The 13,650-nt window shown below is 60.3% G+C and carries 10 protein-coding genes; 8 read left to right on the forward strand and 2 right to left on the reverse strand.

Translation table 11 applies throughout. The annotated features are described in order from the left end of the window. Nucleotides 1-544 precede the first annotated feature (544 nt). From Enr13x_RS15270 to Enr13x_RS15305, 8 genes are all read left to right on the forward strand, one after another. Nucleotides 545-832 (forward strand): DUF202 domain-containing protein, encoded by a 288-nt coding sequence (locus Enr13x_RS15270; RefSeq protein ID WP_197456046.1) that lies wholly within the window; start codon nt 545-547, stop codon nt 830-832. Between the two features lie 27 nt (nt 833-859). After that, a complete protein-coding gene (locus Enr13x_RS15275; protein ID WP_145387455.1) occupies nt 860-2,617 on the forward strand; it encodes an efflux RND transporter periplasmic adaptor subunit in 1,758 nt (585 codons plus the stop codon). Then, nucleotides 2,614-3,687, forward strand: coding sequence for an HlyD family secretion protein (locus tag Enr13x_RS15280; protein ID WP_197456047.1), 1,074 nt, complete (start codon nt 2,614-2,616; stop codon nt 3,685-3,687). The genes Enr13x_RS15275 and Enr13x_RS15280 overlap by 4 nt, the downstream gene beginning before the upstream one ends. Then, the gene (locus Enr13x_RS15285; RefSeq protein WP_145387459.1) at nt 3,684-5,942 is read left to right on the forward strand and encodes a biotin/lipoyl-binding protein; all 2,259 of its coding nucleotides are present in this window, start codon (nt 3,684-3,686) and stop codon (nt 5,940-5,942) included. The genes Enr13x_RS15280 and Enr13x_RS15285 overlap by 4 nt, the downstream gene beginning before the upstream one ends. Nucleotides 5,943-6,116: 174 nt before the next feature. After that, entirely contained in the window at nt 6,117-6,392 is a 276-nt protein-coding gene (locus Enr13x_RS15290; RefSeq protein ID WP_145387461.1) for a hypothetical protein, read from the forward strand. A 140-nt stretch (nt 6,393-6,532) separates the two neighbouring features. Further along, nucleotides 6,533-7,345, forward strand: a complete 813-nt coding sequence (locus Enr13x_RS15295; RefSeq protein ID WP_145387463.1) for a TatD family hydrolase — start codon at nt 6,533-6,535, stop codon at nt 7,343-7,345. A gap of 526 nt (nt 7,346-7,871) precedes the next feature. Then, entirely contained in the window at nt 7,872-10,055 is a 2,184-nt protein-coding gene (locus Enr13x_RS15300; protein ID WP_261344182.1) for an amino acid permease, read from the forward strand. A 2-nt stretch (nt 10,056-10,057) separates the two neighbouring features. Further along, nucleotides 10,058-11,404 (forward strand): serine/threonine protein kinase, encoded by a 1,347-nt coding sequence (locus Enr13x_RS15305; RefSeq protein ID WP_145387465.1) that lies wholly within the window; start codon nt 10,058-10,060, stop codon nt 11,402-11,404. A gap of 439 nt (nt 11,405-11,843) precedes the next feature. On the opposite strand, the gene Enr13x_RS15310 is transcribed toward Enr13x_RS15305, so the two are convergent. Together Enr13x_RS15310 and floA are read right to left on the reverse strand one after the other, a co-directional pair. After that, nucleotides 11,844-12,302 carry a hypothetical protein gene (locus tag Enr13x_RS15310; protein ID WP_145387467.1) on the reverse strand — a complete coding sequence of 153 codons (459 nt, stop codon included), beginning with the start codon at nt 12,300-12,302 and terminating at the stop codon, nt 11,844-11,846. 42 nt (nt 12,303-12,344) lie between these two features. Then, a complete protein-coding gene (floA, locus tag Enr13x_RS15315; RefSeq protein WP_315857090.1) occupies nt 12,345-13,373 on the reverse strand; it encodes a flotillin-like protein FloA in 1,029 nt (342 codons plus the stop codon). Nucleotides 13,374-13,650: the final 277 nt, after the last annotated feature.

Below are 13,650 nucleotides of genomic sequence, written 5' to 3' on the forward strand. Positions count from 1 at the left end.
AGCAATATCAGTAATGATGTCACTACCGGTAGTGGAATTTGGCGCGGTCGGCACTAAATATGGGCGACGGGGAGAATCTTAGAGATTGCTTTTGGGGTGTCAATGAAATTCCAGGACGATTTGCAACCCTTTGCCTGCAAATAGGTTACGTGGATCTGCACGCCGTCCGCTGCGGCCCTCGCGCGACCCGCGTGTCGACGTAAGCCTAGGTGACATGAAGGGTTAGTGAAGATTCCGTGGCTGAGTGGGAACTTGGTGGAAAACATGTGCGTGACAAAAACTTTTCTGGCTGGACTCGTCTCAGCAGGGGGGATGGGTCAAATGGGTAGTAGGGGGAAGGTTTGACGGGCGCACAGGCGATCCGATCCGCAAAATTTAGGGCTCCCCAACACGCGGGATCAGGGCGTAAGGTAGCCACGAGCGACAAAACACCGTCTGCGGAAAACAAGTGGGATAGGCTTCCAGCCTGTCGATGCTGAAATGACAGGCTGGAAGCCTATCCCACTTCAAAAGATCCGACACACACACTGCTATGGAAACGCTGATGAGTTCGCAGAGTGATCAATCGTCACCCCCAACCAACGGACAGCCTGCCCCCAACCTCGCTCTGATCCGAACCGACCTGGCCAACGAACGCACGCTCTTGGCCTACGGTCGCAGCGGGTTGATGCTGGTCGCGACCGGAGTTTCGCTGGTGAAATTCTTGGACGTCTCGTTCGATTTTGTGCTGATGGGCTGGGGGCTGATTGCGTCGGGGGCGATTGTCGGATCGATCGGCACCTACCGGTTTACTTCGTTGAAACAGCGATTGAACGCTGTGCGGGAGGGCTAGTTACCATGCCAGGCCGGTGGTTCAGCCATGTCCGATGATCCCTGGGATGCTTGCACGCGGGTCATTGCCAGACTCGAAACGCGATTGAAGTCGGCGCCAGATCGAGCGTTGTTCCTGCGGACGGCTCGCGAATTGGTGGATCATCTGCCGGCGGTTTCGGCGGTCGAGATGAGTTGTCCCGATGATCCGCTGGATCAGCCGCTCTGCGCGGTCGGTGATCGACCTTCACGGGCTGCGGATCTGCGATGGGATGCACCGGTGACGGAAACCTCCGCACTGTCGATTCAACTTTGGTTGCGCGCCGATTCGGAGTCGGACGCGACCACGCGGGGGGCGATCGACGAAGCGTTGCCGGCGATGGGCGGGTTGCTGGTCGGTGCGATCGCACGCATCCGTCTGGACGAAGCGGAACACGAACTCGAAGCCGTTTCCCAATTGAGCGCTCGGCTGTTTGCCGATGACCAATCGGAGGCGCGTTGGCATCGCATCGCGGTCGAACTGGGATCGTCGATGCGGGTCGATCGATTGAGTTTGCTGGTGCGTCGCGGTCAACGTTTTCAACTGGTCGGATCCTCGGTTCAAGCCCGGTTCGACCCCCGCGCCGATCAAGTCCGTCAGACCCAGGCGGTCGCAACATCGATCGACCAACAGTTCGGTACCGCGGAACACGCCACCGTCACGCTGCGAGGGGAAGACGGCGACGCGATTGCGACGTTTCTGCAAACCGGTCACTCGGATGAATTGCTGGCCACACGACTGGGGGCGGGCCAGGTGTTGGTGATCGGAGAAGTGTTTGATGCCGACGATCGACCTGCGGCCGATGTCACAACGGTTCGACGCCAGTTGTTCGAGGCTGCGATCGGAGAGGTGTTGCGCTCGCACCACCAAGGCTACTTCCAGCGCGGACGCGATTGGCTCTCTCGGCGTTCCAACCGCTGGCGGATTGCGGCGGCGGCGGGTCTGCTGGCATTCCTCTGCTTGTACCCGATGACCATTCGTGTTGCCGCCGACGGTCGCATCGTTCCACGAACCCAATACACGGTACATGCGCCGGTGACCGGACAAATCCAGCGGATGGCATGTGAGTCGGGAATGCAGGTGAGCGTCGGTCAGGTGCTTTGCGAATTCTCCAGTCACGACCTGGACTTGCAAACCACTCGTTTGCGCGGCGAATGGGTCGCGGTGCAGGAACAGTTGCAAATTGCGGCGACGCGGCGCGGTGACGATTCCTCCAAAGACGTGGCCTCCGATCGCCGCGTCCTAGAAGCTCGACTGCAGGGGTTGGAGAAACAACTCTCGCTGCTGCAGCAACGTCAGGCGGACCTCGTGGTGCACAGCCCGATCGCCGGAACCGTTACCTTGGTGACGCCGGATGACGTCGGACAACTGCAAACGCCACGCCCGGTGCACGTGGGGGATTCGGTGATTCGCGTGATCAATCAACGGGACGGGTATCGGGTGGAATTGGACGTGCCGGACCAGGAGATCGGGTACGTGTTGGCGGCCGCCGCACGGCAAGCCGACGATCCTGTCGCGTGTCGCTTTCGAATCCGTTCTGAACCGCAGCGTCAACGACACGGCACCTTGCATGGCTTGGATCAAGTGGCGTCGCTGGATCGTTTCGGACGGTTGGTCGTCACCGCGTCGATCCGGCCTGACGAACAGGACGCAACGTTTGCAGCCGACGCGGGTGTCGTCGGCTGGATCGATTGCAATCGGTCGGCGGCGGGGTTCGTGCTCTGCCGCAAGGTCATCGAACAACTCAGATTGTGGGGATGGTTGTGAATCGACATCGAAATTGCCGCGCGGTGATCATCCTGCTTGTCATGCTGCTTGTTCACGCATGGTTGATGTTGCCATTGCCGTCGGCTGGGGCGGACGATCCACAGGTGGTCGGCCCGTTGGTGATCAAGTTGATCGATCAAGTCGAAGTCCCGGCGCTCGAGCCCGGGCCGATCCAGAGTCTGGACGTCCGGCTGGGTGACACGGTCAAAGCGGGCCAAGTGATCGCTCAGATCGACGACCGCATCAGCGCCGCGCAGCGAGAACTGGCGGCGACGGCATTGGCGATCAGTCGGCAACGATCCAGCCAATACCGCGACGACAAGATTGCCGAAACGGAGTCTGACGAGAAGGAAGCCGTTTTGCAGCAACAACGATTGTTGGCCAAGATCGCCTCCGAAAAATCGCTCAGCGAGGTTCGCGTGTCGGCCGCCGAAAAAGCGGAAGCGGTGGCCAAGAACGAATGGTCGCGCGCGATCGGTGCGCGCGAACAGTTTGCCGACAGCGTCTCCGATTCGGAACTGGAAAACCTAAGACTGAAGTACGATCGTTCACGGTTGGAACGCGTTGAAGCCGAGTTTCAGCGGCGGATGGATCAGCTTTCGGCCGAGGGGGAAGCCCAGGGGGTGAAGATCGCCGAACTGGCGGCCCAACGGGCAGAACTTCGACGATCCGTTGCGGTCGCCGACGCAGAGTCGTTGCGTTTGGATATCGAGTCCAAACAGAAAACGCTTCAGATTCAGGAGTTGACCGTGGCCCGGCACCAGGTCGCGTCACCGATCGATGGTGTGGTCGTCGAACTCTTCAAACGCCGTGGCGAGTGGGTTCGCCCCGGTGACTCGGTGGTCCGTGTGATCAACCTGGACGAACTGCATGCGGAAGGTTTTTTCAGCGGGCGCGTCAGACCCACACGCGGGCAACAGGTTCGCCTGTCTTCCGCGGACCGCGAGGTCGACGGGACGATCGATTTCGTCAGCTCCGAGCGAGATTCGGTCAGCGGTGAATTTCGATTTCTGGTTCGACTCCGCGGCGGCGTTTTTTTCCCGGGCGATCGCGTGGAGATTGATTGGTGAATCCAGCGGCGTTGGCAAACGGGAATGATCGCGATGTCTGGCGACTTCGCGTGGATCTGCACTTCCGTTGGGTTGACGGAGTCGGGGCCGCGGAAGGCTATTGGGTCGTCAGCGATCCCTTGGCCGGTGAGTGGTTTTGCCTGACGGAAATCGAAAAACGGTTGCTGGACCTCGCCGATGGCGGTCACTCGATCCGACAGCTTTGCCAGATTGCCGCCGCAACGATCAAGCCGTTGGAATCCAGTGTCGATGCGTTGGTCTCCTTCTACGCACAAGCTCGTCGCAAAGGTTTACTGGTCACGGTCGGCAGCGGAGGTCCCATCGATCGGGCAGTGCAGGAGCAATCGATTGGCCAAGGCACCACGTCCCCATTTTCCAATCGGTTGGGCGGATGGCTGGGCAAAATCGTCGCGTTCCGATTGCCGGGGCTGAACCCGAACGCTTGGTTCCCGGTTCCCGAGACAGCGAATCGATGGACAGGCTCGAAAGCGATAGGGATCGGCTTGGTTTGTCTGGGGGCGATTTCAATCGCGTTGGTGGTTGCCAAGTTTGACGTGTTGACGAGTGAACTTTCAAACGCCTTTGCCCGCCGTGATCCGCTTTGGTTCGTCTTGTTGCTGGTCACGATTGCGGTGGCCAAATCGATTCACGAATTGGCGCATGTGGTGGCCTGTCGATGGGTCGGCGCGGAGTGCCGTGAGCTGGGGGTGATGTTGTTGTTCGGAGCGCCCTGTTTGTACTGTGATGTTTCCGATTTGTGGCGCGTGCCTCGTCGCAGCCAGCGTGTGTTGGTTTCCGCCGCAGGCATGTTGGCCGAATTGTGTCTTGCCGGACTGGCAACCATGATCTGGGCGGTGACTCATGCGTCGATCGTTCACGATTTGGCGTTGGTGGTGATGGTCGTTTGTTGCGTCTCGACGGTAATGATCAATGGGAACCCCTTGTTGCGCTACGACGGCTACTTCATTTTGGCCGATTGGATCGGCGTTCCGAACCTTTCCCAGCGAGCCGGTCAAGCGATGCGCAACGTCATCCGGAAAGGGGTCTGGGGCGGAGCGGCCGACGTCGATGCCGTGCCGCAGATCGGGCGTGCCGTGCCGACCGGGGCGTTGGTGTTCTATGCAGCCGCCAGCGCACTGTATCGCGTGTTCGTCGTCGGAATTCTAACGCTATTGATTTACCACGGATCCGTCGATCTGGGGTTGGGTTGGTTGGGGGCCGCGTTTGCCGTGGCGCTGCTGGGGTCGATGGTCTTGCGGGCCATCACGTCGGTGCTGCGGTCTCCCGATACGAGGCCGGTGCCGGACCGCGTTTCCAACCAGCAGGCTTCATCCGCGTTTCCAAGGCGATGGTGGAATCATCGCCGAGCAACCATCGTGGTCACCGCCGTGGTTGTGCTGCTTGGGATCGGTTTGGTGATTCCGTTTTCCCGGCGAGTCGTCGTGCCCGTGTTGGTCGTCGCCGCGGAGCAGCAGGAACTGCATGCGATCGAATCGGGACGCATCATCGAACTGGCCGAGTCTGGGGCGATCGTCGAAACCGGGCAAGTCCTGATCCGACTGCGAAATGATGAACTCGACGACCAACTGGCCCAGGCCGATGCGGAACTCGCCGTGGCCACGGCGCTCGTCGCCGCATGGCAGTCGCGCAAGGGCACCGCAGCCGAAAACTCCGCGGCGTTGGCCGTTGCGATCAAACGCAGCGAGGCGGCGGAGAAGCATCGTCGGTTGGTCGCCGACCGCAAGGAACGATTGACATTGGTCGCCCGTTCCCCCGGCCGTTTCACGCATTCGATTCCGCGCCCGGTCGACGCACGGGACCGAAAGTGGCGCTGCGGGCAATGGGTTCCATCGGGCACGTTGATGGGTTGGGTCGGACACCCCGAGCATCGCAAGGGCGTCGCGCTGGTGGATCAGAATCAAGTGGATCTGATTCGCGAAGGACAGCACGTACGGATCCGCCACGCGTCACGATCGCGAGGTCAGATCGAGGGGACGGTGACTCAAAACACGCTGCGAGCTCTCGGACGCGCCGCCGGAGAGTCGATCCCCCCGGAGTTGTTTGCCGGAGCCACGGATTCGGAGTCGCGTGTTGACGTGTCGGAGGCGAATTATTTTGTCCGCATCACGCTCGAGCATGCTTCGTCGCCCCCGTTGCCCTTGCGGTCGGTCGCCCTGGCGGAAATCAACGTGGACCCGACCAGTCTGTGGAATCGATTGCGTCGAATCGCGGCGTCGGAATATCGAGGTCTTTGACCATGTGTCCTTTGGGGGGAGTCGAGCGAAGATCACTGACTGGGTTATACTGAAGGACGCACGGAAAAGAAGTGGGATCGGCTTCCAGCCTGTCGACGGCGGAATGACAGGCTGGAAGCCTATCCCACTTGCGAGAAACGACAGAGCTGGCATTTTTTTTCATCGAGCAATTTTATGACAAACGTGCGAAACGGCGATCAGGTGGTCGCGGAATCGTTTTTGGAGGTCCGAGCCAAGCTGCTGGAAGTTGCCGCGACGCTGGATCGAATCGACCGAGCGTGTGAAACCGAGGCGCTCGATGAAACCGCAAAATCGAAACGCGAGCTGTTGATCGAGGCGACGAAGATTCTGTTGTCCGAGGCCCCAAATCGCGCCGAGCGGTTGCAGCAATTGTTTTCGCGAAAGTATGACACCGATTGGCGTCAACAACTGGGGATCACAGAAGCGTAGGGGAGCGGTCTTGCGTTTGGCTTGCTGCGTTTAACGAAACTTGTCCCCAGGCTCTGCCCGACGGACAGACGATCGATCGATGCACCCGACAGTTGTGCATGGTCACGGTCAACTTTCACTTTCACTGACATAGATGACGTATGGACTACATCGACCCGCATATCCACATGGTTTCCCGCACGACGGATGATTATGCGACCCTCGCGCGGATGGGCTGTGTGGCGATGAGTGAACCGGCGTTCTGGGCCGGCTATGACCGCGGCAGTGTCGACGGATTCCGCGATTACTTTCGTCAGTTGACCGAAACCGAACCCGCGCGTGCGGCGCAGTACGGCATCCAGCATTTCACGTGGTTGTGCATCAATGCCAAAGAAGCGGAAAACGTCCAACTGTCGCGCGACGTGATCGCGATGATTCCCGAGTTCTTGGACAAGCCCAACGTGCTGGGGATCGGTGAGATCGGGCTGAACAAGAACACCAAGAACGAGGCCACGATCTTCTTGGAGCATTTGGATCTGGCGGCCGAGTACGGCCAATCCATTTTGATCCACACGCCGCACTTGGAAGACAAATACCAGGGGACTCGGATGATCCTGGACATGTTGTGCGATGACAAGCGTCTGGATCGAGATCGGATTTTGGTCGATCACGTCGAAGAACACACGATCGCCGAAGTGTTGGATCGCGGGTTCTGGGGCGGGATGACGCTCTACCCGGTCACCAAGTGCACGCCCGAGCGAGCCGTCGACATGATCGAACAGACCGGCGGCGAGCGATTGTTGGTGAATTCGGCCGGCGATTGGGGGCCGAGTAAACCGACCGCGGTCCCGGATCTGATCTTCGAGATGCGACGTCGCGGTCTGCCCGAGTCCCTGATCCGCAAAGTCGTTTACGACAATCCGCTGGAATTCTTTTCCAAAAGCAAGCAATTCAATTTCACTCCACGCGGTTAGTGGACTGTCAATTGAGGCCCGCATGCGTCAGCAAGGGGGCACGCGGCGTTACTCGTTCACGTGTCGGGCATCAGGCCACGTTGATGCGATTTGTTAGCGGCAGGGCGCGAGCCCTCCGGTGTTTTGGCAGAGATGAAGAACCGGAGGGCTTGCGGGCTGTCGGTTTTGTGAGCCGCGCGCCGCGTAAGCGGCCGGGCACTGCGACGTTGCCCGAGGCCTTACGGCCAGCGGCTCACCATTAACGCAGCAGATCCCGACTCAATCGACAGCCCGCTTGCGCCCTGCCGCTAACACCCGGTAAAACACAGTGAAAGTAGGGCGTGCTGTGCATACCGGCTGTCACGCACAGCGTGACCTACCGCTTCACAGCGTTGCCTTACGCCGCGCCCGTCGAATTGAGGCCGCGATCCGATGCGACGAGGTCGCCGGATCCCGCAAACGCTTCCCTGCCGGTAGAATCCTCCGCTGACCGGCTGGTTTTGTGCGAACCGGTCGCGCGTTTTCGTCATGCGATCCGGAGTCCGCTGTGAAGGGTGGAGAGAAAGGGAATTCATTTTCGACCTTCGGGGGCGTCTTCACACCCTGTGTGCTGACGATCCTGGGCGTCATCATGTTTTTGCGTTTCGGCTTTGTCGTGGGACAGGCCGGCGTGTTCGCTGCCCTGGTCATCGTCTTGGCCAGCAACGCGATCACGACCTTGACCAGTTTGTCGCTTTCGGCGATCGCCACCAACACGCGTGTCGAGGGCGGTGGGGCGTACTTTCTGATCAGCCGCAGCCTGGGGCCGGAATTTGGCGGCGCGATCGGATTGGTCTTTTTTGCCGCCCAGGCGCTTTCGGTGGCGATGTATGTGATCGGGTTTTCCGAAGCGTTGCTGGTCTTGCTGCCCGAGGGAACGTCGCCGACGCTGGTCGCGTCACTGACCAATCTGTTGGTGACCGTTTGTGTTTGGGTCGGGGCCAGCTGGGCGATCAAGATTCAGTTCGTGATCCTTGCCAGCGTGGTCGTTTCGCTGCTGTCCTTCTTCGGTGGGGCGGCGGGAAGTTTCGACCTGCAAAACCTGTCGACCAATTGGGGCACCGGGTTCGAGGGATCCGAGTCATTCTGGACCGTCTTTGCGTTGTTCTTTCCCGCGGTCACGGGAATCATGGCGGGGGCGAACATGTCGGGCGATCTTCGCGATCCGGCGCGTTCGATCCCGATCGGCACGCTCTCGGCTGTCGTCGTCACGATGTTGATCTATGCCGCGATGGCGGTCTGTCTGGGCGGGAGTGCGAGCCGCGACGACTTGGTCGGAAACAACATGGTCGTCAGCAACGTCGCGATGTTTCCGTTGCTGATCACGCTAGGCGTTTTTGCGGCGACGCTTTCGTCGGCGCTGGGCAGCATGATGGGGGCTCCGCGGATCTTGCAATCGTTGGCGCGCGACCGTGTGTTCTTGAGGCTGGTGCCGTTCGGCGTCAGCGGCAGCGACGGCGAGCCGCGGCGAGCGATCCTGGTCACGGCGCTGATCGCTCAAACCGGAATCATGGCGGCGGACCTCGATTCGATCGCGCCCTTGATCACGATGGCGTTCCTGCTGACCTACGGGCTTCTCAATCTGGCGACGTTCTACGAATCGATCACCAACAATCCCAGTTACCGGCCCCAGTTTCGTTACAGCAACTGGGTCACCGCCCTGGCCGGCGCGATCGGCTGTGCTCTGGTGATGTTGCTGATCGATTGGCGCTGGGCGATCGTGGCCAGCGGTCTGGTCGCGGCGTTGCACTCCTATCTGACCCGTGCGGATGTGAACGCCGATTGGGGCGATCTGGGAAGCGGATTGTTGTTCGAACGCACCCGTCGCAATCTGTTGAAATTGGAAGACAGTCTTTACCATCCCAAGAACTGGCGACCGTTTATCCTGGCATTCAGCGGCAGCGGATTTTCGCGCCCGCACTTGGTCGTGTTCGGCAGTTGGTTGTCGCGGGAGACGGGGGTGTTGGCGCTGGCGCAAGTGATCCCCGGCGGATTGGATGACCAATCCGAGCGTTTGGCGACTCAGGAATCGATCTTGCACGCGATGATCAAGGATCGTCATCTGGCGGCCTTTCCCGCCGTGGTCGTCGCCAGTGACTACACCGCCGGAGTCCAGGCGCTGGTTCAGTGCCAGGGGCTGGGGAGGTTGCGACCCAACGTGGTCTTGATGGGATGCCCCTTGTCGGCCGACCGGATGGGCGTCTTTGGCGGCTTGCTGCGAAATCTCGAAGGCCTGGATCGCAGCGTGGTGGTGCTGCGTCAAACCGATGAATCCCAAGGCGAAGACATCGCGCCCGATGGGACCGTCGACGTTTGGTGGCGGGGACGTGCCAACGGAGAATTGATGGTGTTGCTGGCCCATCTGATGCTGTCTCACCCGACCTGGCAGGGGCGGCAGTTGCGACTGTTGCGCGTGGTGCAAAGCGATTCGGCGATCGATGAGGTAAACTCGCATTTGGAAGGTTTGCTCAGGGAAGCCCGAATCGTCGGTCAAACCAAAGTGGTCGTCAGCGACAATGCGGCTCATGCCATTCAAACGACCAGCCATGATGCCGCGTTTGTCTACCTTGGGCTTGCGATTCCGGCCGAAGGCGAGGATGCCGAGTTTCTGATGCACCTGGAAGAACTCGTCGGCGATTTACCACGGGTCGCGCTGGTGCGCAGCGGCGGCGGAATGAAGTTGGAGAGCTAGACATGGGCACGGTGTTCAAAGAATCTGCCATCCGCAGCGGCTTGGTGTCCCAGCGACAAATGGCCAAGGTGGTCGATAAAATCGGCGCGGAGGACGATGCACTGATCGCCGCAACCCTAGTCAAAAGCGGACTGTTGACCGAATACCAGGCGCAGCAATTGCACACCGGGCGGACCAAGTTGACCCTGGGCCCCTACCTGATCACCGACTGGATTGGCCAGGGAGGCATGGGGCAAGTTTTCAAGGCCGTGCACAAGGTGATGGGCCGCGAGTGTGCCGTCAAAGTGCTGCCGCTGGAAAAGTCGACGGCCCTTTCACGAGACTCCTTCACCCGCGAAATTCGACTGCAGGCCGGGTTGGATTGCCCCTTTGTCGTCCGCGCCTATGACGCCGGACGAGACGGAAATGTGCACTACCTGGTCACCGAATACGTCCCGGGAACCGACTTGCGAAAATTGGTCCGCCGCGGCGGACCGCTCAGTATGAACCATGCCGCACTGGTGATCTCGCAAGCGGCGCGGGGGCTGCAATATGCCCACGACTTGGGGCTGGTGCATCGCGACGTCAAGCCGGGAAACATCCTCGTGACCCCCGAAGGCCACGCCAAGGTGTCCGACATCGGGTTGGCCGCGTGGAGCATGGGACTGGATGACGATCCCCGCGCCGGAAAGATCGTCGGGACCGCGGACTATCTGTCCCCCGAACAGATTCGCAATCCCCGCGCCATCGGACCGGCCAGCGATCTCTACTCGCTCGGCTGTACGCTGTACTACACCGTGACGGGCAAGGTGCCGTTCCCCGGCGGCGATTCCAAAAGCAAGTGCAAACGCCACTGCGAGCAGACTCCCTGGCATCCGCGGAAATTTGCCCCGGATTTGTCGGAGGATTTTGTGGACACCATCGCCGACATGATGGAAAAGGATCCGTCGCGGCGGATCGCAACGGCAACCGAAGTGGCCGAGCGATTGGAGATCTGGTGCACGACCTCGTTCGAAGTCGATCGGCCGATCGAACGCCAGGCATGGACGGCGCCGCCGATCGGCATGGACGACGGTCAAGAATTTGGCACTTCGGGCGCCGACGGGCCTGCCGTGATCGGTTCCGGCCAGTACAGTTCGGGGCTGCAAGGATCCAGTCAGCAAGGATCCGGCAATCCGGGTTCCAAAGTCGGCATGGTTCCATCGGATTCCTCGATGCCGTTGGTGTTGGACCAACCGGTCGATCCGTCGATGCCGCGCGAGCGACGCAAGCCCTTCCCCGTCGGCTTCGTCGTCGGGCTGATGCTCGGCATCGTGCTCGGTGCCCTCACCGCACTCTACTGCGTTCGCGAGTATTTCACCCAGCAGTAGGTGGTTGGCGGTCGCGACGCCCGCCGGTGTTTTGCTGAAGCTGTTAGCGGAACGGCGCGAGCGGGCTGTCGATTGAGACGGGATCTGCTGAGTCAATGGTGAGCCGCTGGCCGTCAGGCCAATGCCGCCAAATTGAGAAACGAGCATGAACCGCCATGGCTCCCCTCTCCCCCGATTCCTGGCGAGCCTAAGCGAGTCAGGAATCGGGGGAGAGGGGCTGGGGGTGAGGGGGATTCCAGTCCGAAGTGTCGCATACGATCAATCCGAATCAACGAAGAGGCTTGTTCGTGGGAGAGGGGAGCCATTTTGGGGTAAGTGGCCCCTCGATTTAGCGGCATTGGCCGTAAGGCCTCGGGCAGCGTCGCCGTGCCCGGCCGCTTACGCGTCGCGGCTCACATAACCGACACCCCGCGAGCCGTCATTGCATGCAGCAACCGGCTTACCAGCGGTCTTCGGGACGTTCCAGGATTTCGCGTAGCAAGAATGCTTGTTGCAATCCGCCGGGGCGTTGGATCAGATCCAACAACTGCTCCGCGGGCGAACCGCCTGCGATTGAGATCACGCCGCGATCGGTTTGTTGCGGCTCGTGAATGTCGCGTTGTTGCTGCGCCAGTTTCTCGCGTGCTTCGGCGGCCTTTTTCTTCGACTCGGCCAATTTGCGTTGTTGTTCGGCGAGCGGGTTGACCGGCTCGACGAGTTCCGCAACCGGAATCGGTTCTTCGTAACGCTGGCGAACCTGACGTTCTCGTTTGGCTTCGGTGTATTCCGGTTTGGGCCGCGGTTTCGGCGCCGGTCTGGCGGGTCTGCCACCGCCTGCCCCACCACCACCGGCCTGTTGTTGTTTTTGGGCGCGGCGTTCGGCGGCACGTTTGAGAAAGTCTTCTAGATCACCAGCCATGCTTCACTCGGGTGTTGTGCTGAATCGATTGCCACGTATCGATCAGGGGGTCTTTCTCTCGGAACTGTTGCGCGACTGGCCGGTCGAGGCGATCGATTTTCGCATCTCGGTGTCGGCGCTGACGTTCTGCAATTTGTAATAATCCAGGATGTGCAGCTTGCCGGTTCGGAACGCTTCGCTCATCGCTTCGGGGACGGACGCTTGGGCCATCACCAGCGCGGCGCGGCTCTCTTCGACCTTGGCTTCATTCTCTTTTTCTTCCGCCGCCGCTGCGGCACGTTTGCCTTCGGCGCGAGCCCGGGCGACTTGCGTGTCGGCTTCCGCCTGGTCCGCCATCAGCCGGGCGCCGATGTTGGCGCCGACATCGATGTCCGCGATGTCGATCGAAACGATTTCGAACGCGGTTTGCGAATCGAGTCGCTTGGCCAGCACGGCTTTGCTGATCACGTCGGGGTTTTCGAGTACTGCGGCGTGACTGGCCGCGCTGCCGATCGCACTGACGATGCCTTCGCCGACGCGGGCGATAATCGTTTCCTCGGTCGCACCGCCGATCAATTGCTGCAGGTTGGCCCGGACCGTGACTCGGGCACGCACCTTCAATTGGATTCCATCTTTGGCGACCGCATCGAGTGACGGTTTGACGGAACCACGCGGCGGGCAGTCAATCACTTTGGGGTACACACTGGTTTTGACGGACTCCAAGACATCGCGTCCGGCCAGATCGATGGCGGCGGCTTCGCGGAACGTCAACGAAATCGTTTTTGCCTTTTTGGCCGCGATCACCGCACGCACGACTTGTTGCACGTTTCCGCCGGCCAGGTAATGTGCCTCCAAGGCTTCGCTGGTCATCGCCGGATCATCCAATCCCGCTTGAACGGCCATGATCTTGCTGCGAACGATCGATCGCGCGTTGACCTTTCGGAACGTCATGCCGATCAAGTCACCGATGCCCACTCCGGCACCGGTCAACCAGGATTGCACCCAGATGCCGAAGTAGCTGGCGAAAACAAAAAAGACGACCAGCGCGACGCCGATCAAAATCAACGCGCCTACAAGCGCCGGAACGGTCAAATCACTCGCTTCAACGGCAAGTAAATTCGATGACCAAGCGATGAGAGTAGCTGGAGGTGACGACCCGAAAACCATTGTGTTGCATCCTGTCCGTGCGAATCGAGTTCAGCCGATCAGTTTGTTCCGCCAAGACGCGCGAGGATTCCGCATCCATGGACCGACAAAACCTCCGTCAAATGTACAGGATCCGATCACCGCCCGCGACACCCGTCCACAAGGCGGTCGCGCGGATTTGAAGTCGATGACGCTCAAGGGTTTTTGTCGCACTCTAACCTCG

Origin of the sequence: Stieleria neptunia, assembly GCF_007754155.1 — a bacterium.
Taxonomy (GTDB): Bacteria; Planctomycetota; Planctomycetia; order Pirellulales; family Pirellulaceae; genus Stieleria; species Stieleria neptunia.